The sequence below is a fragment of the Hydrogenophaga sp. genome (genome assembly GCF_026125785.1).
Classification (GTDB): Bacteria; Pseudomonadota; Gammaproteobacteria; order Burkholderiales; family Burkholderiaceae_C; genus Hydrogenophaga.
On the sequence record NZ_JAHCKL010000001.1, the window covers coordinates 375,590 to 397,006 of the forward strand.

22 protein-coding genes and 1 pseudogene are annotated in these 21,417 nt (G+C 59.0%); 14 read left to right on the plus strand and 9 right to left on the minus strand.

The window, feature by feature from the left end; all coding sequences use genetic code 11:
• Positions 1 to 25 precede the first annotated feature (25 nt).
• Both KIT53_RS01740 and KIT53_RS01745 read right to left on the minus strand, forming a co-directional pair.
• Positions 26 to 658 (minus strand): annotated as a pseudogene (locus tag KIT53_RS01740) (enoyl-CoA hydratase); the annotation flags it as partial.
• Entirely contained in the window at positions 606 to 845 is a 240-nt protein-coding gene (locus KIT53_RS01745; RefSeq protein WP_297746619.1) for a GntR family transcriptional regulator, read from the minus strand. The pseudogene KIT53_RS01740 and the gene KIT53_RS01745, both read right to left, overlap by 53 nt.
• A gap of 184 nt (positions 846 to 1,029) precedes the next feature.
• On the opposite strand from KIT53_RS01745, the gene KIT53_RS01750 reads away from it, so the two are divergent.
• The 6 genes from KIT53_RS01750 to KIT53_RS01775 all read left to right on the plus strand — a co-directional run bounded on the left by KIT53_RS01750 (position 1,030) and on the right by KIT53_RS01775 (position 7,594).
• A complete protein-coding gene (locus KIT53_RS01750; RefSeq protein WP_297746622.1) occupies positions 1,030 to 1,581 on the plus strand; it encodes a TRAP transporter small permease in 552 nt (183 codons plus the stop codon).
• Positions 1,578 to 2,855, plus strand: a complete 1,278-nt coding sequence (locus KIT53_RS01755) for a TRAP transporter large permease subunit (protein WP_297746626.1) — start codon at positions 1,578 to 1,580, stop codon at positions 2,853 to 2,855. The genes KIT53_RS01750 and KIT53_RS01755 overlap by 4 nt, the downstream gene beginning before the upstream one ends.
• A 47-nt stretch (positions 2,856 to 2,902) precedes the next feature.
• Positions 2,903 to 3,931, plus strand: a complete 1,029-nt coding sequence (locus tag KIT53_RS01760; protein ID WP_297746629.1) for a DctP family TRAP transporter solute-binding subunit — start codon at positions 2,903 to 2,905, stop codon at positions 3,929 to 3,931.
• A 166-nt stretch (positions 3,932 to 4,097) separates the two neighbouring features.
• Complete coding sequence (locus KIT53_RS01765; RefSeq protein WP_297746632.1) at positions 4,098 to 5,291, plus strand: mandelate racemase/muconate lactonizing enzyme family protein; 1,194 nt, start codon at positions 4,098 to 4,100, stop codon at positions 5,289 to 5,291.
• 77 nt (positions 5,292 to 5,368) lie between these two features.
• Positions 5,369 to 6,319, plus strand: coding sequence for a C-terminal binding protein (locus tag KIT53_RS01770; protein WP_297746635.1), 951 nt, complete (start codon positions 5,369 to 5,371; stop codon positions 6,317 to 6,319).
• 111 nt (positions 6,320 to 6,430) lie between these two features.
• The gene (locus tag KIT53_RS01775) at positions 6,431 to 7,594 is read left to right on the plus strand and encodes an alpha-hydroxy acid oxidase (protein ID WP_297746638.1); all 1,164 of its coding nucleotides are present in this window, start codon (positions 6,431 to 6,433) and stop codon (positions 7,592 to 7,594) included.
• Between the two features lie 232 nt (positions 7,595 to 7,826).
• On the opposite strand, the gene KIT53_RS01780 is transcribed toward KIT53_RS01775, so the two are convergent.
• The 3 genes from KIT53_RS01780 to KIT53_RS01790 all read right to left on the minus strand — a co-directional run bounded on the left by KIT53_RS01780 (position 7,827) and on the right by KIT53_RS01790 (position 9,336).
• Positions 7,827 to 7,997 (minus strand): hypothetical protein, encoded by a 171-nt coding sequence (locus KIT53_RS01780; RefSeq protein ID WP_297746641.1) that lies wholly within the window; start codon positions 7,995 to 7,997, stop codon positions 7,827 to 7,829.
• A 62-nt stretch (positions 7,998 to 8,059) separates the two neighbouring features.
• Positions 8,060 to 8,740, minus strand: coding sequence for a DsbA family oxidoreductase (locus KIT53_RS01785; protein ID WP_297746644.1), 681 nt, complete (start codon positions 8,738 to 8,740; stop codon positions 8,060 to 8,062).
• Positions 8,741 to 8,778: 38 nt separating this feature from the next.
• Positions 8,779 to 9,336: a TetR/AcrR family transcriptional regulator gene (locus tag KIT53_RS01790; protein WP_297746647.1), complete on the minus strand. Its 558-nt coding sequence runs from the start codon at positions 9,334 to 9,336 to the stop codon at positions 8,779 to 8,781.
• A 191-nt stretch (positions 9,337 to 9,527) separates the two neighbouring features.
• On the opposite strand from KIT53_RS01790, the gene KIT53_RS01795 reads away from it, so the two are divergent.
• From KIT53_RS01795 to KIT53_RS01805, 3 genes are all read left to right on the plus strand, one after another.
• Positions 9,528 to 9,803, plus strand: a complete 276-nt coding sequence (locus KIT53_RS01795) for a DUF1153 domain-containing protein (protein ID WP_297746651.1) — start codon at positions 9,528 to 9,530, stop codon at positions 9,801 to 9,803.
• Positions 9,804 to 9,894: 91 nt separating this feature from the next.
• Positions 9,895 to 10,389: a helix-turn-helix domain-containing protein gene (locus KIT53_RS01800; RefSeq protein ID WP_297746937.1), complete on the plus strand. Its 495-nt coding sequence runs from the start codon at positions 9,895 to 9,897 to the stop codon at positions 10,387 to 10,389.
• A complete protein-coding gene (locus KIT53_RS01805) occupies positions 10,386 to 11,678 on the plus strand; it encodes an alpha/beta fold hydrolase (RefSeq protein ID WP_297746654.1) in 1,293 nt (430 codons plus the stop codon). Before KIT53_RS01800 ends, KIT53_RS01805 begins: the two co-directional genes overlap by 4 nt.
• A gap of 428 nt (positions 11,679 to 12,106) precedes the next feature.
• On the opposite strand, the gene KIT53_RS01810 is transcribed toward KIT53_RS01805, so the two are convergent.
• Genes KIT53_RS01810 through KIT53_RS01825 form a run of 4 tightly spaced genes read right to left on the minus strand, consistent with a single transcriptional unit; the run spans position 12,107 to position 14,996 of the window.
• The gene (locus KIT53_RS01810; protein WP_297746657.1) at positions 12,107 to 12,628 is read right to left on the minus strand and encodes a hypothetical protein; all 522 of its coding nucleotides are present in this window, start codon (positions 12,626 to 12,628) and stop codon (positions 12,107 to 12,109) included.
• A complete protein-coding gene (locus KIT53_RS01815) occupies positions 12,625 to 14,196 on the minus strand; it encodes an IS66 family transposase (RefSeq protein ID WP_297746661.1) in 1,572 nt (523 codons plus the stop codon). The genes KIT53_RS01810 and KIT53_RS01815 overlap by 4 nt, the downstream gene beginning before the upstream one ends.
• A 60-nt stretch (positions 14,197 to 14,256) precedes the next feature.
• Positions 14,257 to 14,604, minus strand: coding sequence for an IS66 family insertion sequence element accessory protein TnpB (gene tnpB, locus KIT53_RS01820; protein WP_297746664.1), 348 nt, complete (start codon positions 14,602 to 14,604; stop codon positions 14,257 to 14,259).
• Positions 14,601 to 14,996: a transposase gene (locus tag KIT53_RS01825; protein WP_226858640.1), complete on the minus strand. Its 396-nt coding sequence runs from the start codon at positions 14,994 to 14,996 to the stop codon at positions 14,601 to 14,603. Before KIT53_RS01825 ends, tnpB begins: the two co-directional genes overlap by 4 nt.
• Positions 14,997 to 15,502: 506 nt before the next feature.
• Here KIT53_RS01825 and KIT53_RS01830 point away from each other — a divergent pair.
• The 5 genes from KIT53_RS01830 (at position 15,503) to KIT53_RS01850 (ending at position 21,411) form a co-directional block, all read left to right on the plus strand.
• Entirely contained in the window at positions 15,503 to 16,075 is a 573-nt protein-coding gene (locus tag KIT53_RS01830; protein WP_297746673.1) for a hypothetical protein, read from the plus strand.
• Between the two features lie 77 nt (positions 16,076 to 16,152).
• Positions 16,153 to 18,003, plus strand: coding sequence for a phage integrase family protein (locus tag KIT53_RS01835; protein WP_297746677.1), 1,851 nt, complete (start codon positions 16,153 to 16,155; stop codon positions 18,001 to 18,003).
• Positions 18,004 to 18,017: 14 nt separating this feature from the next.
• Positions 18,018 to 19,952: a DEAD/DEAH box helicase gene (locus KIT53_RS01840; RefSeq protein WP_297746680.1), complete on the plus strand. Its 1,935-nt coding sequence runs from the start codon at positions 18,018 to 18,020 to the stop codon at positions 19,950 to 19,952.
• Between the two features lie 26 nt (positions 19,953 to 19,978).
• A complete protein-coding gene (locus tag KIT53_RS01845; RefSeq protein WP_297746684.1) occupies positions 19,979 to 20,308 on the plus strand; it encodes a hypothetical protein in 330 nt (109 codons plus the stop codon).
• A 140-nt stretch (positions 20,309 to 20,448) separates the two neighbouring features.
• On the plus strand, positions 20,449 to 21,411 hold the full coding sequence (locus KIT53_RS01850) for an IS1595 family transposase (protein ID WP_297746687.1): 963 nt from the start codon (positions 20,449 to 20,451) through the stop codon (positions 21,409 to 21,411).
• Positions 21,412 to 21,417 lie beyond the last annotated feature (6 nt).

The following is a 21,417-nucleotide window of genomic DNA, read 5'->3' on the forward strand; positions in this document are numbered from 1 at the left end:
CTTCGGTATCTTGGCAGATCGAGTCTCAGCAGGTCCAATGGGGCTGACGCTTTTCGAGAAAAGCATCAATGCCTTCGCCTGCATCGGCTTCCATCATGTTTCGTGCCATAACCTCGCTGGCGTAGGCATAGGCATCGTTCAGGCCCATGGCCCTTTGCTTGTAGAACATAGCCTTGCCGTAACGGACTGCTGCGGGGCTCTTGGAGCAAATTTCTGCTGTCTTGCGATCGACTGCCGCATCTAGTTCTGCATCCGGCACGGCCTCGTTGATCAACCCCCAGGTTGCGGCCGTGCTCGCGTCGATGAAGCTGGCCGTCACCAGCATATCGAAGGTGCGTTTGGGTGAGACATTGCGCGACAGCGCCACTGCTGGCGTAGAGCAGAACAATCCCACGTTGATGCCCGATACTGCAAAGCGTGCCGATTCCGCGGCAATTGCGAGATCGCAGCTTGCCACCATTTGGCATCCAGCTGCAGTCGCCACACCGTGCACACGCGCTATGACGGGAACCGGAAGTGCCTGAAGTCCCTGCATCACACGACTACATTGGGCGAACAGCTTTTGGTAGTAGTCGAGGCGCGGCTTTCCACGCATTTCCCGCAGATCATGCCCGGCGCAGAAGGCCTTGCCGATGCCTGCAAGCACGATACAGCGAGCTGTTCGATCGTCGTAGCCTTTGCATGGCCGTACGGACCGTCGAACGCGACAGCCCAATCTGCTGCGTAAGCGCGAGTTCAGTCACGCGCGCACCAGGTGCCAGTTCGCCAGACATCACCGCTTGGCGAATCCAATCTGCGGCCTGCAAGTCGAAGCTGCGCTTGTCGATGGAAACAACTTTGGACATGGTAAGGCCCTGAGTTACACGGATAGTCAACAATCAATCATTGATCGACTGTACAGAGCCAGGGATAACCCTGGTTGACGCGTATTCATGCTACACGCAAACTTCGTCAAAGTTAAGTGTTAACAATTAATTGTCACCTTGCCGGGATGTCATAAGGCACCGGTTCTACCACTGCGAGAGGCCTATGAGTTACAGACAGATCGCGAACCGCATCGCATACGTCATCGACGCAGCGCTTGCTGTCCTGCTGGTCGCCATGGTTGGCATGGTGTTCGGCAACGTCGTGCTTCGCTACGCTTTCGATTCCGGTTTGATCTTGTCGGAGGAGCTGTCGCGCTTCGCCTTCATCTACCTGACGTTCTTGGGCGCCGTGGTTGCCAGCCACGAAGGGGCGCACCTTGGCGTCGACTCGCTGGTATCGGCCCTCCCTCGCAATGGAAAACTCGTCTGCGCCTTCCTGAGCGAAGTGCTGATCCTTGCCTGTTGTGCCTTGTTCTTCTGGGGCACGTGGCGACAGCATGAAATCAACGCCACCAGCCACGCACCCGTATCAGGACTCCCGATGATTTGGGTCTATGGGCTTGGCTACGTCACGAGCGTCGGCATTGGCGTGGTATCGCTCAACAAGCTATGGCGAATCGTGAGTGGCCAGATTGCCGACAACGAACTGATTGCGGTGAGCGAGAGCGAAGAGGTTCCGCACACTGAGACCGAAGCCCCCCGGAGCCAAGCATGACCGCTGCCGTTTTCGTTTTCTCGCTGCTGGGCGCCATGGCGCTGGGCATGCCTATCGCGTTCGCGCTGATCGTTTGCGGCGTCTGCCTGATGCTGCTGGGCGGCCAGTTCGACACCACGATCCTTTCGCAGAAGATCATCGAAGGCGCTGACAGCTACCCGTTGCTTGCCATTCCGTTCTTCATGCTCGCTGGTGAGTTGATGAACGCTGGCGGTATCTCTAAGCGCATTGTCAATTTCGCGCTTGCCTGGGTCGGCCATATCCGCGGCGGTCTCGGTATCGTGGCCATCGTCGCTGCGGTGATCTTGGCCGCGATCTCCGGCTCAGCAGCTGCAGACGCAGCAGCCCTTGCCGCGATGCTGATACCGATGATGCGTAAGGCAGGCTACGACATTCCACGCGCGGCGGGGCTGATCTCGGCCGGCGGAGTTATTGCTCCGGTGTTGCCCCCGTCGATTGGGATGATCATGTTTGGCGTCATCGCGAACGTCTCGATCGGCAAACTATTCATGGCTGCCATCGTGCCAGGCTTGTTGATGGGGGCGGCGTTACTCATCGCCTGGCTTGTCGTGGCTCGCAAGGACAATGTAGCTGTCTTGCCGCGCATGCCCATCAAACAGCGCTTCAAGGTGCTTTTCGACAGCCTGCTTGCACTCGTCATGCCGATTGGCATCGTCGGTGGCATGAAGTTCGGGATATTCACGCCCACTGAAGCCGCAGTCGCCGCAGCCGTCTACGCCTTTGTTGTCGGCAAGTTCATATATGGCGAGCTGCGTTGGAAGCAGATTTACCCGCTCCTCGTCAGTGCTGCAAAGACCACTGCGGTCGTGGTATTCCTGATCGCTACCGCGCTCGTCTCCGGCTGGCTCATTACCGCTTCTGAAATACCGGACCAGGTCAGCGCGATGCTGGCGCCTTTTGTCGACAGCCCAACTTTGCTGATGTTCATCATGATGGGCCTGGTGGTCGTGGTCGGCACCGCGCTCGACTTCACTCCGACCCTTCTGATTCTGACCCCCGTGCTGATGCCGATAGTGAAAGAGGCCGGCATTGATCCAGTTTACTTTGGCGTGCTATTCGTCATGAATAACGCCATCGGTCTTATCACCCCACCGGTGGGCATCGTGTTGAACGTTATCTGTGGAACAGCCAAGCTGAAGATGAATGAGCTGATGAGAGGACTGTGGCCGTTCCTGTTCGCGGAATTGATCGTTCTTCTCTTGCTTGTGCTCTTCCCCGCTCTCGTGCTGGTGCCGCTCAAGTGGCTCACCTAGCAGTGGATTCCCAACCTGAAATCGACCAACCTTCAAAGGAGACATTTATGAAACACCGTCAACACAGCATCCTGGGTGCTGCCGCCATTACCGCCGCCCTGAGCATTTCCGTGGGTTTCAGCAGCGCCGCGCATGCGCAGTTTCAGGAACGCACCATTCGCATGTCCTCTGGCGTGAGCAAGGAGCACCCCAATGGCATGGCGATGATCAAGATGTCGCAATGCCTGGCGGAAAAGTCGGGTGGAAAATTCAAGCAGCGCAACTATTTCGACGCTTCTCTTGGCGCCGAACTGGCTGCCTCGCAACAGGTTCGTTCGGGTACGCTCGATGTCGCCATGCTCGCCCCGTCTCCCTTGGTGGGCTCCATTCCTGAGCTGGCCGTTTTCGACCTGCCTTTCCTGTTCAACAACAACCAGGAAATCGATGCGTTCTTCAGCGGAAAGGTCAACGACTATTTCCGCGAGAAGTACCGCGGCATCGGCTTGGAGTTCCTGACCTATTGGGAATATGGTTTTCGCCATGCCACCAATTCGAAGCGTCCCATCAATAAATGGGAAGATATGCAGGGCCTGAAATTCCGCGTGATGCAGAACAAGGTCTACATCGATACCTTCAACACATTCGGTGCCAATCCCGTTCCTCTTACCTTTGCGGAGGTCTATTCGGCACTGGAAACCAAGGCGGTTGACGGCCAAGAGAATCCAATCATGGCGATCGAGAACATGAAGTTCTACGAGGTTCAGAAATACCTCTCGCTGACCCGCCACTCCTACAGTCCGATTGCGGTCCTCTATTCGAAGAAGCTGTTCGATGGCCTGAGCAAGGACGAGCAGCAAGCAGTACGTGACTGTGCTGAAGCTGGCCGGCAGGTCGCATTGACAGCGGTGCGTGATCTGGAAACGAAAAGCCTCGAAGCGATGAAGAAATCGGGCCTCCAGGTCAACGAAGTTTCTTCAGCAGAACTCGACCGCATGCGCGAGCGCGTCAAGCCGGTGTGGGACGCGCAAGCCAAAGTCATTGGCGAGCCCACCATGAAGTTTGTGCAGGACGAACTGAATCGCATCCGGGGCAAGTGAGCTGATGCAAGACGCGCCGCTATCAAGAAATTATGGTAGCGGCCACTCTGACGTGGGGTAGGCCGGAACCGGTATGGAAACGAATATCGATGGCCTTTGCACCGCACAAATATGCTGCATTTCTGTTATCCGTGTTTAACAACCAATGATTGGTTAGGAGAGAGGTATGAAAATCGAGCGTGCTGAGACATTGAGTTGCGATGCCGGCTGGCGGAACTACAACTTTCTCAAAATTACTGCCGATGATGGCACTGTGGGCTGGAGTGAGTTTGACGAGGCCTTCGGACCTCCGGGCTTGTCGGCGGTTATCGAGCGGTTGGCGCCTCGATTGATCGGCTTGCCGGCGCGTGAGCACGAAAGTGTGTTCACTACGCTCATGTCGCCATTGCGTCCCACACCCTATGGGATGAGTACTGCCGCATTGGGTGCCTTCGAGAATGCTTTGCTGGATCTCAAGGCCAGATCGCTCGGGATTCCATGTCATGAACTTCTCGGTGGCAAGCAGCGTGATGACGTCCCTATTTATTGGTCTCATTGCGCAAGCTGGAGAATCAATCATCCTCACCTGTACTCGCCCGCTATCGACAGCCTTGAAGGGGTGAAGGCGGCAGGGGAGGAGGCTCGCGCGGCCGGATTTTCTGCAGTCAAGACCAATTTGTTCATCCATGGCGATGGGAAGCCGCGGCAATGGATGCCAGGCTTCGGCGCACCTCATCAGCCTGGACTCACCTGTGACACCAAGCTGTTGAAGAGCTTCCGCGCGCATCTGGAAGCGCTACGCGATGGGGCCGGTCCCGACGTCGAAGTGCTGGTGGACCTCAATTTCAACGGCCGCACGGACGGATTCCTGAAGTTGATCCGTGCCCTGGAGAAGGACTTTCCCTTCTTCTGGATCGAACTTGACAGCTACAACCCGGCTGCGCTCGCCTACATCCGCCAGCAGAGCAATTCCCCAATCGCTGCGCTGGAGACGCTATTTGGTCTGCGGCAGTACCTGCCATATTTCCAGGCCCAAGCAGTCGATATCGCCATCATCGACGCGGTGTGGAACGGCGTCTGGCAGTCGATGAAGATCGCCAACGCCGCGGACGCCTTCGACGTGAACGTCGCACCGCATAACTTCTACAGTCACCTGGCCACGATGATGAACGTGCATTTCGCAGCGGCGACTCCCAACCTGCGCGTCATGGAACACGATGTGGACCGACTCGCATGGGATGAAGAACTGTTCACCGTAGCGCCGCAGATCCGCAATGGTTCTATCGCCGTGCCGGATGCCCCGGGATGGGGCACCGAGCCCAAAGAAGATGCTCTCAAAGCGCATCCAGCGAAGGAGATCAAAGGTTATCTCGGCCTTTGAGCCAAGCAAAGAAATAGATCTCATATCCACTGCTGCCAGATAGCGGCAGTTTTCCCTTTTTTTATCTAGGGGCAAACGTGAAGCCAATAGTAGTTATAGCGGACTCAGCAGCGCAAGAGCAGACCATCGAGTATTCAATACTGGAGCCTGTCGCAAACGTTATTTCAGCTCCCAAGGGGGATGCGGAGAAACTCAAAGAGCTAGTAAAAGACGCTGATGCCTTGCTGACTTGCTATACGCAAATCACAGAGGATATGGTGCATGCAATGCAGAGGTGCAAAATCATTGCGAGAACGGGAATTGGTGTTGATACCGTCCCCGTCAAGCTCGCCACTGAAAAAGGGATCAAAGTCACGAACGTGCCAGATTATTGTTTCAATGAAGTGGCTGACCATACGTTGGCGCTCATGCTTTCGCTCTTGCGCGGTATCGATGCCTCAGCCACAGCAAGCAGGGAAGGATATTGGGACCTTAAGCGCGCCGGCACGCTGCTACGTATAACAGGTCGCAAGCTTGGTCTGGTGGGATTTGGAAATATATCCAGATATGTCGCTCGCCGTGCCGAGGCCTTCGGACTCCAAGTGATGGTCTACGATCCCTTTGTTCAGCAATCCACGCTTGAGGAGTATTCTGCAAAGCGCTGCGAGCTGGAGGAGCTGATCGCTCAATCGGATGTTCTGAGCCTGCATGTGCCGCTGAACGAGAAAACCAGGCACCTGATCAATGCAAAAAGCATTTCCCTTATGAAGCCTGAGGCGGTTCTGGTAAACACCTCTCGGGGAGGGCTGGTGGATACAACTGCGCTTTGTGACGCGCTGCGAAAAGGCAAGATTGCTGGCGCTGGCTTGGATGTGCTGGAGCAAGAGCCCCCGGAAAATATCGCGGAGATTGCGCAAACTCCTAGGTTGATTTTGACATCACATGCGGCATTTTACTCTGAGGAATCTATGAAAGAGCTTCGGATGAAATCTGCCAGCGAGATCGCGTTGGTGCTTGCGGGACAGCAGGCGAGATACCCTGTGAATTGATCGGTAGTTAATTTAACGTGGGGGTGGTTGGGGAAACTTTGCCAAATAGGGCGGATTGATTGCGCACAGAAAAATAGCAATTCTCACTACACCAATTAGAGAAATTTATGTATGAATGTAATCACCAACATTGAGGATCTTCGGGTTCTAGCGAGGCAGCGCGTGCCCCGAATATTCTATGACTATGTGGATGTCGGCTCATGGTCGGAAAGCACATACCGAGCAAACGAAAAGGACTTTCAATCGCTGCCATTGCGACAGCGGGTGGCGGTCAATCTGGAAGCGCGTAGCACAGCTTCAGACATGATCGGCCAGGCTGTAAGCATGCCGGTCGCTTTAGCGCCCACAGGTTTGGCCGGAATGTTGCATGCAGATGGTGAGATATTGGCGGCCCGTGCTGCCAGAAGCTTTGGCGTTCCCTTCACATTATCGACCGTGAGCATCTGCTCGATTGAGGATGTGGCTAAACATGCAGGCGAGGGTTTCTGGTTCCAAGTCTATGTCATGCGCGACCGCGATTTCATCGAGCGATTGATCGAACGTGCGAAGGCTGCGCGCTGTTCAGCGTTGGTACTTACGTTGGATCTGCAAATTCAGGGACAACGGCACAAGGATCTGAAAAACGGCCTTACTGCGCCGCCGCGGCTCACTGTTCCAAATCTGATCGATATGCTGAAGAAGCCACGTTGGTGTTTTGGCATGGCAGGCACTAGGCGTCGGCAGTTCGGAAATATTGTCGGCCATGTCAAAGGGGTGGAGAATATGCGCTCCTTATCCGAATGGACTGCACAGCAATTCGATCCGTCGTTGAGTTGGGCTGACGTGACATGGATCAAGAAGCGCTGGGGTGGGAAGCTGATTCTCAAAGGAATTCAGGATGCCGAAGACGCCCGGCTAGCGGTTGAATCGGGAGCAGATGCCTTGATCGTCTCCAATCATGGGGGACGCCAGTTGGATGGTGCACTAAGCAGTATTGCTGCGCTTCCGGCAATTGTGAGCGAGGTCGGATCCGAGATAGAAGTGCATCTGGATGGCGGTATTCGCAGTGGCCAGGATGTTCTCAAAGCCCTAGCCTTAGGGGCTCGTGGCACTTATATTGGACGTTCGTACCTCTACGGATTGGGTGCGATGGGCGAAGCCGGCGTTACTAAAGCCCTGGAGCTTATCCAAAAAGAACTCGACTTGACTATGGCTTTCTGCGGCAAGACCCGAGTTAATCAAGTTGATAGAAGTATCTTCGCCTTTCAGCCGTTCCAAAGCTATCTTGCACATTAATGGAGAATGGTCGAACGGGGCTTTTACCTTGAGTCGTCCATGGCTCCGAATACCGAACCTTTTAGGAACGCCATTGCCTCTTTAAGTCGCGAGAGGGGTGCGCGAGGTTGAGCCGAATATGCTGTGAGTCGTTTTCGACGAACATCTCTCCACTTGCCAGGATCAGGCCGGCTTGCTTCAGAAAGAAGCAGGTCAGGTTGAAGGAAGGCTCGAAGTACGTACTTGGGTCCACTCATGCTAGATAGGTGGCCTGCGGAATCTGGAACCGGGCCTCGGGAAGCGCTGGGGACAGGTAGCGCTGCATGTACGTGAGGTTGCGGTCCAGATAGATCCGCAGGGCGTTCTCCTGAGCGAGAACATTGGTCCCCGAGCGCAATATCACCTGATTGAAATCAAACCTCATGAATGTCTTTCTCGGGGTGACGAGGGCATCGGAGCCTGGCCTGCCGTTTCCGAGTCCCAAACTCAGATCCGGCAGCCGTAGATGCCGCAGCTGGCGCCGTCTTCGGTGTTCGGCGATGCCGGTGCGTCAATCGCCGTCTGGCTCAGGGCTGCGACGAATGCCTCGAGGGGCTGGGCGCCGGAGATATAGGCCTTGTCGTTGAAGATAAACAGTGGCACGCCGTTGGCGACCGAACTTGCTCGCCTCTCATCCTGTTCAATGTCGCGCACGCGGTCGAAGTCGATTGCGGCGATTCGTTCCGGAGAAAGGCCCGCCTGCGCGGCAACGGCGCGCAGCACGTCGTGGTCGAAAATGTCCTGGCCGTTAGTGACGCTCGCCAGCGACAGCGCCTCGATCATCTTGTCGCGCTCGGCTTCGGTGTTCAAGCTTTTCACCAGCGAGTGGGCGGCGCGCGTGTCGCCGAAGCGCATGGTTTGGAAGTTATACGTCAGGCTTTCTATCCTGCCATGTGCGGAAACGGCGTCCATCATTTGCTTGGCTTGGCGCTCGCCGCCGAGTTTCATCTTGAGGGCGCTGGCGTAATCCGTCGGCGCCATGCCCTTGGCCAGGCGATAGGCATGGTTGGTGATGCTCACCTGCACCTTGCCGGCAAGGCGCTCGGTAGCTTGATCCAGGCGGCGCTTGGCGATCCAGCACCAAGGACAGACGAAATCCGACCACAGGTCGACATGTACAGTTTTCATGGGAACAGTCCTGAGTAAATTTATCAACTCGCACCCATTCAGTGCAGAGCTCGGGGGGCAGGTGAAATACCTGCAAGGCAAAGCAGGGTGCGGGCATCGACCGTCTTACGATCGTCCAATGCCCAATCAACAAAGCTGGATCCTTCCAACAAGCTCAGGATCTGGCGCGAGCAGACTTCAGTGTCTATATGGGCAGGAATCTCCTGAAGGGCTGCACCCTCATCAAGGACCTTCTGAAGCCACTGGAGCTGAATGCGGAAGAAATTCCGAGTCAACGCCTGCAGCCGCGGAGGCAAGACGGCCATCTCTGCGGCGAGGGCACCACATAGCGGTAATCGGCCTTCCTTTGCTCCAGCCATAAACCAGTCAGCGAAGGCTGCCAGGCGAACCTCAACCGACGAGTGTCGATGGCAAATATCGTCGTAGGACTGAACCATGCGTTCAACATACGCCTGTACTACTGCTAGTCCAAGGTCTTCCTTAGCGGGAAAGTGGTGGTGAATGCTGGCCTTGCGAATACCGACGGCTTCAGCCAAGTCGGCATAACTAAAGGCGGCGTATCCCTTGGAACGCAGGAGGGATTCAGCCGTCCGCATTAGCGAATCGCGAGTGTCGGAGTGCGTAGGGCGGGCCATGGAATGAAGGACGTTAGCGCGGCTTATGCGGAGCTGATATACCGGAGATATTTGCGCAGTCTACCGACTGGTAGGTAGCGAGTCAAGGTTGGGCCGTGTTGTATTGACCCAGTGAAAACCTGCTCAGGTGTTACCGTCGAGAAAAGGACACCATGAGTACGTTGATGGACGAAGAGATCAAGCGCTGGACGGCCAAGCGCAAGACTGCGTTGGTGCTGGAGATCATCCAGGGCAAGACCAGCGTGGCCGAGGCCAGTCGGGCCTACGACCTGCAGCCCTCGGAGATCGAGGTTTGGCTGGAAGATGGCAAGAAGGGCATGGAGAACGCCTTGAAGGCCAACCCGCAGGACGTGCGCGAGCAGTACGAGCGCCAGCTCAAGGATCTGCAAGAGGCCTACGGCGAGGTGTTGTTGCCGGCCGAAAACTGACCAGCAAACCGGTGTAATTCCGGCCGAATATTGACCAGGGTGTTTAGCCTGCCTTGCCTGATTTTTGGGCAGGAGCAAAGAGGTGATCACCATGGAAATGATTGGAAAAGTTCGGCGAATGCGTTTGCGCGACAGGTTGTCGCTCAGCGAGATTGCGAGACGCACGGGGCTGTCGCGCAACACCGTCAAGAAGTGGCTCAAGGAGCCTGAGGCGGCGATGCCGAAATACCAGCGCCGCGACACTGCGGGCAAGCTGACGGCCTTCGAGGCGCAACTGCAGGAGGCACTACAAGGCGATGCGCGTCGGCCCAAACGGGATCGGCGCACGTCCAGGGCGCTGTTTGCGCAACTCAAGGCGCAGGGCTACGCGGGCGGCCACACGCTGGTAGCCGCCCTCAATGGCAGCTTTGTGGAGTTCGACGGAAGCGGCGCTCTCGGCCATAACGAGCCGCTCATGACAGGCTGCGATTTGGTAGGCCGGTGCGGCGTAGTTCCAGGGGCACAAGGATTCAGCTCGACGAGTAGGGTAAGCTTTCCCGCAAAGCAACGAAGAAAATTCCTAGATCAGAACGGGAGCAGGTTATGACGCAGATAGTGTCGCCGAAAACCACTAGCTTCAAGCGCGAGCTCCGCATACCGGGTAAATGGGGCGCATCAATTGCAATTGCCGTGCTATTCGTTATGGTGTACGTTTTGCATCGGGAGCCCAATAAATCATTTCATCCGCTTGAGGATGCATGTGAAGCGATCGGCCTCAGTAGACTAGAAGCAGACGGTCAACCAGCTTTTCCCGATGTATGCGCTTCAATAGAGCGGCACGGCGAGGTTCAACTTGCATTTGTTGAGTTCGATGATCAAGGTGAATATTTCGATCAGAGACAGTCTTTCGCCGCGCTGCGCCTTATCCGTGAATCACTGCGCCCGCCAAATACCGCTGTAGAAGTGTTTGTCTTTGTGCATGGTTGGCAACACAGTGCCAATCCAGTGGATGAACACGTCTCTCAGTTCAAAACTTTTCTGCTCTCCCGGGCAGTGCAATGCAAATCAGAAGAAGGCTGCAAGGCCAGAAAGACACTCGGGATATACATCGGATGGCCGGGGAAGACTCTGAGGTTTCCACTCAATATCCTGACATTTTGGTCGCGCAAAGCCGCCGCCCATCGCGTGGCATCCGGCTCAATCCAGGAGTTTTTTGCAACACTGCAGCAGCTAAAGGACGACAACGAACGCTATCACTTACCGGGCTTGGTCAAAGGTGAAAATTTTAGGACCTATATTATTGGCCACAGCTTTGGAGGTTTGATTGCGTATCAAGCGAATTCGCAGTCACTTGCGTTGAGGTACGGGGGTGCTGTTCTAGATAGTAGAGGCTCTCCAACGTCAACCAAGGTTGGGGACCTGCTTATTTTGATTAACCCGGCTATAGAGGCGCTACGCTTCTCAGCGCTGCACTCACTCTGGAGCGAATATTCAAACGATCCATTTTACTCGCCAAATACTGTCGTGGTGGGATCACGGACAGATTGGGCAACACGGATCTTGTTCCCTGCTGGGGTGGCAGTTGGGACGTTGGCTACAAATCAGATCCGCTCAGAGCAGTGGGATGATGCACTTACCACTGTAGGCAACTCAGACGCATATCTTACACATAATGCATTTATGCAATCCGACGGCCGAGTACAGATTTGCGAACGGCCGCATGATTTCTCGATGCGAAAGGCGCCATTTTGGTTCATTTCGGCTAATCCAAATTTAATCGACGGCCACGGTGATTTGAATGCTACGCGTTTGCTAAAGCTTTTCGCAAGCGTCGATGAACACGTTTCAGCTCAGACTGTTGGCGGCCTGCGGCGATGCAAGGATGATGAAGAGTGACGCAGTTGTCCTCGCCGCACAGGTTAGTCCGAGTCCGACCGCTTTTCGGCAGGCCGATTGACCCAATGGCCGGCAGCAATGGGTCGAGAGGACCCGTTCACACACGTTGGAAGCCGCCATTCCCGGAAGTCTCACAAGTCTCCTCCCGCCAAGTGACCGGTTCAAGTGGTAGACCGGTCTCTTGCGGTACTGACCGATGAAATCTCTGCTGTGGCACTTTGAACATGGCACGACGCCGAAGTCGAGCGGCAGCAACCAGCCTAAACCTATCCGATCGCGACTCGTCCACTGGCACGCACTGTCACTCCTTTGCCACACGAACGAGCAACCCGTAGGAAACGGGTAGGGGCGCCGTTGCTCCCAGTTCTTGGACCGGCAACGAGTAAGCGTCGCCTCAACACCCTCTTGACGAGGATGACAGCGGATAGTCAAACGTCCAGGACGTGGCGCAGCAGGGCGAAGCCGACGCGCCAATGGGTGCCATCGCCGGGGTCGATGGTGGCGGTGCGGCTGTTGATGCGCACGATGATGCCCACCACGGTCTGCAGGTACTTGTCCTCAAAGGCCACCTTTTCGCCACAGCGGAAGTCGTTGCGTGTCGGTCGCGTTGGGGCGGGCGGCTCTGGCTCCACCGCTTGAGGAGGTGCCGCAGGATCGGGCGGAAGCGGTTCGATTGCGGCGTAGGGCAGCTTCCACTCCTTGCGCTCTCGCAAGTCCTGCAAGGTGACCTGGGCCTCGCGCATGGCCACGACCTTGCCTTCACGCAGGCTGCCATCGCGCCAGTCCACAAAGCGCACCGTCTGGCCCAGGTGCATGTCCTTGCGCACGGCAATGATGCGCCGCGGATCGGCCAGCAGCCGCTCGATCAGCGTGCTCAGCTGGAACAGCTCCAGGCTGCTGGCGCTCTGCAGGGCGTCCAGCACCCGAGGGTCGATGCCGGGTGCACTCATGCTGCCCGGCGCTGCTGTGTTGGGCTGACCCCTGTGTGCATCAGGTTCCAAGGCAACAGCTCATCGATGCGGTTGATGGGGTGCTCGGCAATGCGGCCGAGCACCTCACGCAGGTAGGCCTCGGGGTCCAGCCCATTGAGTTTGGCGGTCTGCACCAGGCTGTAGATTGCGGCCGCGCGCTCGCCGCCCGCGTCCGAGCCCATGAACAGGTAGTTGCCCCGCCCCAAGGCCACCCCACGCAGCGCCCGCTCGGCGGCGTTGTTGTCCATCTCGATACGGCCGTCATCGCAATAGCGCGTCAGGGCCTGCCAGCGCGCAAGGCTGTAGCCGATGGCCTGTGCCAATTCCGATTTGGCCGACACCCGCCCCAGCAGTTGGCTCAGCCAGGCGTGCATCTCCTGCAGCAGCGGGCCAGCCCGCGCCTGGCGTTGGGCCTGCCGAACATCGGGAGCTTGTCCCCGAATGTCGCGTTCGATCGCATACAGCTCGGCGATGCGTCCGAGCGCCTGTGCGGCGATGGAAGTCTCGTCTTTGCCGCTGCTGAGGTACAGATCCCACCAAGGTCGGCGCGCGTGCGCCCAGCAAGCGGCCTCGGTGATCTGGCCTGATCCGTAGAGCTTGCCCCAGCCGCCATAGGCGTCTGCCTGCAGGATGCCCCGGTATTGCCGCAGGTGCCGCTGTGGGTGTTCACCCTTGCGGTCCGGCGTGTACTGGTACCAGGCTGCAGGAGGCTCGCTGGAACCGATCGGGCGGTCGTCTCTGACGTACACCCACAAGCGTCCGGTCTTGGTCTTGCCCCGCCCGGGCTGCAGCACCGGGACGGGGGTGTCGTCGGCGTGGATCTTGGCCGCCGCCAAGGTGTAGCGCCCCAGCGCCGCCACCAGCGGGTCCAGCAACTGATCGGCCTGATCGACCCAGCCGGCCAGCGTGGAGCGGTCCAGCTCAACGCCGCTGCGGGCGTAGATGCCGCTTTGGCGGTACAAGGGCAAGTGGTCGCAATACTTGGAGACCAGCACATGGGCCAGCAGGCCGGCGCCGGCCACACCACGCGCAATCGGGCGGCCCGGTGCGCTGGCCTGGAAGATCGTCTGGCAGCCCACGCAAACCAGCTTGGGCCGCACATGCCGGATCACCTTGAAGTGCGCCGGCACGTACTCCAGCTGCTCGGAGACGTCTTGCCCGATCTTGCGCAACCGGGCACCGCAGGCCGTGCAGCCGCAGGGTTGGCCCGTACCGTCGTGATGGCTGTTGCTGAGCTGGGGCAGGTGTTCCTGGACGTCGCGCGGCAGATGCGCCGGCAGACGGCGGTCGATCTGCGCGTCATTGGCGGGGGCCGGCACCGGGACACCCTTGGCACGCATGCTCAATGCGGCTTGGTCGCCATCGATCAAAGGCATCTGCGCAGTCAACTGCTCGCTGGATGTACCGAATTCGGAACGAACCCGGCGCAGCAGTTGCAACTTGAGCTTGTCGACCATCAGCTTGAGCAGCGCCACCTCGCTATCGCGCGCCTCGATGATGCGCAACAATTCTTCGCGGCTCGGCTGTGATGGGGTGGGCGTCGACACGGCCTGGAGTGTGCCTCACCCCCAGTCCGGCTCCATCGGGAATGACCCGCAACGCCAGCTCTACGCGGCCAGCTCCGGCCGATGCGTGCGCGCTGGCATGCGCCAATCGATGCCTTCGAGCAGCATCGACAACTGTGCCGGTGTCAGCGATACGCCACCGCCCGAGGCTTGGGGCCAGACGAAGCGCCCGCGTTCGAGTCGCTTGCTGAGCAACAGCAGGCCCTGGCCATCGAACCACAGCACCTTGAGGATGTCGCCGCGCCGGCAGCGGAAGACGAAGACGTGGCCACTGAACGGGTTCTCGCTCAGCGCGGTCTGCACCATCGCGGCCAGACCATCGAAGCCCTTGCGCATGTCGGTGTGTCCGGCCACGATCCACACCCTCGTGTTCGCTGGCAGGCCGATCATGCGCGCAGCGCGGCCAGCACCGTCGTCAGTTGCGCGGCATCGACCTGACCACTCAGGCGGATGACGGCGCCACACAGTTCGATCTCCACCGTCCCCGTGGACGGTTGGGCAAGGGTGGTCGCCACCACATCGGCACAGGGCTGCTGTGCGAGAACAGTCACGGGTAACAGCGTCGGGGTGCCCGATTGCCAATGACCCAGCTTCATCCAGTGACGCAGCAGATTGGCATTGACGCCGTTGCGCAGCGCCAGACCCGCGACCGATGCGCCCGGTCTGCTGGCCTGTTCGACCAGCCAAGCCTTGAAGGTTGAGAAATAGATGTGCTTGCCGTTGCGAAGGGTGCGCTCAACCTTCGGGCCGCTCCACTCAGGGGTATGTCCACTGTCTTGCATATGGACGCATGCTGACCTGCTCCCCTCGGCCCGGCAACAAGGGCCTTGAGGCCACGCTTACGGCAACGAAAGGGGAAATTTCTCACCAATTTCCTCCCAATGACCGAACAGAGAAAGCAAGCACTCACAAACAATGTGCATTCAACTGGTGGCTAGACCGCATTGCGGAGCAATCAACGCGCGATTCGCGGCTCTAAGGGGTGGGGTAAAAATTTCTGAAAATTGCTTAAAAAGAAGGCTGAGAAGATAGGCGAAACGTCACCAGTAAGAAAATTCCCATTGAAAATCAAATAGTTACGCGATCTTTTCGCGCCCCAAAAGTACAAAACTCAATGAGAAAAATACAAAACTCGAGTGGAATCGACACCAGAAATGCTAACCGGAGAACTCTCCCCGCCAATTGTGTAAGTTGTTGATTTTTAAAGAACTAATGAGTCGTTACGCACCTCGAACTTTTCGATGTGCTGAGTTAAGGCATTTATTCGTACGTCACGATAATGAAAGTTATGTTGACGCAGGAAGTCAATCGACGCCGAGATGTGGGGCAGGTGGCCCGGTACGAGTCGCACGCACTCGAACGTCTGCGTGCGCGCATCGCCAACGCGGGTAGCCGCCTGCCGAGTGCGTCGATGAAGTCCATCGGCTGGATGAGTGATGCGGGGCTATGGCGTGTGCAGCTGCCGGCCTTTGCCGAGGGCTTGGCCGCCAGGCAGACCTATTTTTCCCCGAGGGACTACGGTGGCATCGAAGCGGCGTTGATCGAAGCGCAGTATTTCCGGGATGAGGTTTTTGCCTCTCGGAAGAACAAGCCCGAGGCGCGAACCTACTTGACGCGCAAGCGGGCCGTTCGGGGTCTCGCGTTGCCGATCAGTTGTGTCTTTGACCTGCGACGGCAGACGCATCATGTGATCGGCTTCTGGATGGAGACCGTGGACGGTGTGCGCAAGCAGCGCAAGGTCAGTCGCAGTGTCGGCCGGCGCGGTTTCGAGGGCGCCTGGTACGAGGTTGCGGCCATCGTTTCGGCAAAAGTCGGTTTGCCGGTGGAGGCACCGCCGAAGGGGCTTCTATGCGCGCTGTGACGAATATGGCGGCCTTGAATGGGCACGCGCAGCGGGGGCGGCCACCAGGCCGTGAATTGGTAGCGCGCGTTCGCGGGTTGCGACTGCATGATCTGGCGCTGCTGCGCGCCATCGTGCAGGGAATGCATCCGTCTGCAGCGGCTGGGCGTTATCTGCCTGAGCTGCATGCCGATGCCAGGGTGGTGCGCTCGTATCTGCTGGTGCTGGCGCGTGAGGCGCGCGCGCACCTGGAGGGCCTGGGGGAGGGCGGTCTCGCCGGGTTGCTGGTGCGCGCCCTGCGGCTCGATGCGGTCGTGACGTGCCGGCCAGCCAGCGCTCCTTCGCTGCAGGAGTTCACCGACCGCTTCGATGCCGATCTCTACGGCGAACGAGAGCTGTTGGCACTCTACGAAGAGGAGTACGGTGCCTCGGCGCAACCCGGTTTGACGACGGCACTAACCGGCGATCTGAATCTGGCGCTGCGTGCCCTGAACATGCTTCAACTGCACAGCGCTCAGGTGCCCAAGGCCCATGATTCCGTATCGCTATGGCTGTCCGAGCGGCTGTGCCAGCAGTTACGGCCGTTTGGCGTACTGCAACTGTCCGACCTGGTGACTCTGGTGAACTGTCACGGCCGCACCTGGTGGCGTGCAGTGCCAGGCCTTGGCCGGGATCGGGCCGAGCGCCTGGTGCAATGGCTGAGCGATCATGAGACGTGGCTGGAGCGACCCCTGTCGCCCAGGGTGAGAGGTGTAGGCACTGCCATGGCGGCTGTCGCGGAACCTGGATCGTGCAGGCCCGCAGTGCCAAGTGGTACCGATCTGCGGAGCGCAGGGTTCAATGCCTTGGGCGCGGTGTCGGATCAACAGGCCCTGCGGGTCTGGCTGGACACCCTGACCCTCAAATCTCCGCATACCCTGGCCGCCTACCGGCGCGATGTGGAGCGGCTGCTGATGTGGGCCCATGAGCGTGGGCAAGGCCTGTCCACGCTGACCGTGGCCGACGCCATCGAGCACGCGCGCTTCCTGGTCAGTCCCCCGGCGCATTGGGTGAATGCCTTGCCGGCTATGCGCAAAGATGGCGACTGGCGTCCGATGCGCGGGCCGCTCTCGCGCAGCAGCGCCAGGCGCGCCCTGGCCGCCATCGGTCACCTGTATGGATTCCTGGTGGAGAGCGGCTACCTGACGGCTAATCCCTTTGCCCGCGTGCGCGCTGCCGCTGGTGCCGGCATGGCGAACGCCATGATGGACACGACGCGCTCGTTTGGACTGCGCCACCTGGGCGCCATGAAGGCGACGCTCGATGCCATGCCGGGCAGTGCCCACAAGCGTCGCCTGCTGGCCATCCTGATGTTGGGCGAGACTACCGGCATGCGCCGCCAGGAGATGAGTGCCCACACCTGGGGCGATCTGCGCAAGCATGGCGGTGACGTTGTTGGTGCCAGGTATGTGCTGACCGTGCGTGGCAAGGGCGGCCATGAGCGCAAGCTACCCGTCAAGGACTCCGTGATTGATGCCCTGGAGCGCCATCTCGGGGATCGCAGGGCGCTCGTGGCTGCCGGCGAGCTGCCTGATTTGGGCCTGGCCGATATTCCCTTGATCAGCATCCTGGAACGCCCCCCCGTGGGCGCCATGCATGCGTCCTGCGGTGCCTTGTCGGAGGCCGGCCTGCATCGGGTGCTCAAGCGCTTCTTTGACAGCGTTGCCGAGCATCTGGAGGGGCTTGGAGAAGCTGAGACAGGGGATCTGCAGGAAGATTTCAGAAGGGCATCCTGCCATTGGCTGAGACACACCTTTGCGCACGAAATCCTCAAGGCTTCGGGTGCCGACCTGCCGGTCACGCAGCAGTTGCTGGGGCATAAGAACATCAGCACCACCGGCATCTATCTCAAGGCCGACCTGGGGCAGCGCATTGAGGTCGTGGCGGCCTTGCCGGATCATTTTCGATAAGTGGGAGAGCAGTGATGCTGTCGCCTGTGACCTTGAGGCCGCCGCCGCTGCTTATCCATGCGGTGAGCGACGGTCGGCGTCTTGGCTTGCAGCTGCACAGCATTGCCGGCATGGGTCGGGCCCTGTCCAAGGCCGGGGCCTGGTGGGTGCCCGGCCGCCGGATGTGGGCCATCGAGCTGGTGAACGTCGCGCGCAGCCTGGAGTGGCTCAGAACGCTTTACGCCGGGCAGCATGTCGAGCTGGACGATGCGCAGCGCATTTTGCAGTCTGCCATCGCGGCGCCCGAGGGTGATTTCTTCACGCAGGTGCTGGACGTTCAGGTGTTTCCCTTGTCGCGGGGCGACCTGGCCCAGGGAGAGCATGCCGTCAGCTTTGCCTACGACCTGTTCTGTGTCCGTGCCATGCGGGCACTGCGAGGGAGTTTTCATAAGCCGGCCCTGGCCTGGCAGGTTGCAGGGGGCACTCAGCGCATTCTGGAGGTACTGCGCGAACTCGCTGGCGTCGCGCCCGAATTCGCCTTTGTGCATGAGCATTCCGTGGTGCTCGAAGAGCTGATTGCGCCTGCACCCGATGTCTCACCCATTCAGGTTCCAGGAGCATCGCCAGTTCCTGGCGATGCAGGCAGCGACGAGCGGGTCGGCAGCGGTTTCCTCTCTGCTGAGCTGTCCAGCGAGGCCCTGGCAATCGACCAGGCCGCTTTGGCAGCGGAGGGCGTGCGTGCGGGCTTGCGTGATTACCAGCTCATCGGCGTGCGCCATCTGCTGGGTCAAACCGGCGCCTGCCTGGGCGATGACATGGGGTTGGGCAAGAGTCGCCAAACCGTGGTGGCTGCACGTCTGGCCGCGGGCGAGGGCAGGGTGTTGATCGTGTGCCCGGCTTCGCTGCGCATCAACTGGGAGCGCGAAATCCGCATGGTCTATCCCGACGCCATCGTCGGCATGGCTGGTGAGGATCGCATCTCTGCGCTGTATGGATGCCACTGGGTCATCGCCAACTACGAACGCCTTGGCGGGCTGGTGCGTGAGATCGATCTCGAATTCCAGGTGATGGCCGTGGATGAGGCGCATTACCTGAAGGAACACCAGGCCGGACGCACACGCAATGCCTTTGTGATGGCCACGCGCATTCCACGCCGTTACGTCATTACCGGTACACCCTTGCTCAATCGGGAGATCGAGCTGCATACGCTGCTGCGGTTGACAGGCCATCCGATGGGGCAACTGCCAATGAAAGCGTTTCGCAAGGAATTTACGGGAACCGGTGAGAAGCGTGCGGCTCTGGCGGCGGCTTTGCGTGGCTGGATGCTGCGTCGGCGCAAGGACGTGCTCAAGGATCTGGGTGACAAGACACGCCAATTGCGTTGGGTTTCACTACCGGAAGGATTGGGTGGTTACAAGGAAATCCATGGCGATATGAGCCTGCAAACAATGCCCAAGATCACTCGTCTGCGGCAAAAGCTGGAAGCGCTCAAGACGCCATTTCTCATCGAAACAGTGGAAAGCCTTTCCGAGGGCGACAAGATCATTATTTTCTGCGAGTACATGGCGACTGTGGAGGCCATGCGGGATGCGTTTGCACAGGCCGGCATTGCCTGTGTCACGCTGGTGGGTGCAGACTCTGGCGCCAGGCGGCAAAAGGCGATTGACGCCTTTCAGAATGATCCGGCCGTCACGGTATTTATTGGCACCACGTCAGCAGCTGGCGTGGGAATCACATTGACAGCGGCGAACCATGTGGCTTTCGCGTCCTTGCCCTGGACGCCGGCCTTGATGCGCCAGGCGGAAGATCGCGCCTATCGGCTGGGGCAACGACGCAATGTGCTGGTCATCGTGCCGCTGGTGGCCGGCTCGATTGATGAAGGTATATGGAGCCTGCTGCAGTCCAAGCAGGCCACGGAGCAGGATGTCGTGGAGGCTGTGAAATCCCGGCTCCCCGACAGCAACCCATGATGGCCGTCATTTTTTGGAGATAGACCATGACCGAAAATGCTGAACGCACCAGTCAGGAATCAGACAACTATGTCACGAGTTTCGAGACTGGCATCATGGCACGCGAGGGTGAATGGGTTGGCGTCTGCATCAAGTTTGCAATGTATGACCACCGTACCAGGCTCACGCATTGGCCACGTCGTTCCTTTACCTTGCTGATGAGGTCTCTGGCTGGCTATTGCAAGCAGCTTGGCAGCAATGCCTTCATGCTGCGTGCCAAAGCCGATCCCTCGCTGGTGGAGAACCTTGCCGAGAGGCACCCCTATCACACGCTGTTGACGGAAGTTGTTGATTCATCAGCACAACTGAGCCAGTGATCACGTCGAATATTGAGCCACTGGGTTGATAGATGTTGGCTCTTTTCGCGAAACGTATGGATAGGGTCTTTATTCCAGCCCGATAGCCCCCAGCTGTAGTGCATGGCGCACAAGCGTCTGCCAACGTACGGGAGCTGAACGTGAAGCAACCCAAACTCCATCGACTGATGCAGGCCATTGCCCAGTTGAGCTGGCGCCAGCGCAGGGTGCTGCAGGCCCAGCTGGCTGCGCTGCAAGCGCGAGAGGCCTCCATTGAAGCCATCGAATCGCAAGCGCCTGGCCGCTGCCCCCATTGCAGCGGCACGCACTTCGTCAAGAACGGCTTTGCCCGAGGCCTGCAGCGCTTTCTGTGCCGTGGCTGCACACGCACCTTCAACGCCCTGACGGGCACGCCGCTGAGCAAGCTGCACCTGCGGAGCAAATGGCTGGCGTACGCACGGGCGCTCGACCAAGGCTTGAGCATTCCCCAGGTGGCCCGGCTGCTGGACGTGGCCTGGAGCACGGCGTTTCGCTGGCGCCACCGCTTCTTGCAGCTGCCCAGCCGGCGCCAGGCCTGCGCGCTGCACGGCATTGCCGAGGTCGACGAATCCTATTTCCTTGAGTCCTGCAAAGGCCAGCGGGCCCTGCTGCGCCAGGCGCGCCGGCGTGGCGGCAAGGCGAGCAAACGCGGTGTCAGCAAGGAACAAGTGCCCGTGCTCATGGCGCGCGACCGCGCGGGCGCCACGGCCAACATCATCGTGGCGCGCACCAGCGCCGCCGAGCTCAGCGCAGCGCTGGCGCCCCTGTTGCCCAAGGACACCGTGCTGTGCACTGACAGCAGCCCCTCGCTGGCGGCTGCGGCTCAGTTGCTGGGCGTGCAACACCACAGCATCAACGTCAGCGCCGGCATTCGCGTCGATGGGCCTTGGCATGTGCAAAACGTCAACGCCTACGTCAGCCGCTTGCGCGGCTGGATGCGCCGCTTGCGCGGCTGGATGCGCCGCTTCAAGGGCGTGGCCACCAAGTACCTGGCCTCTTACCTGGGCTGGTTTCGCATGCTTGACTGCGCCCCCGGGTCTGCCCCGCAGCCTGCATCGGTACTGGCTTTGGCTATCCATGGGTGAGTCCAT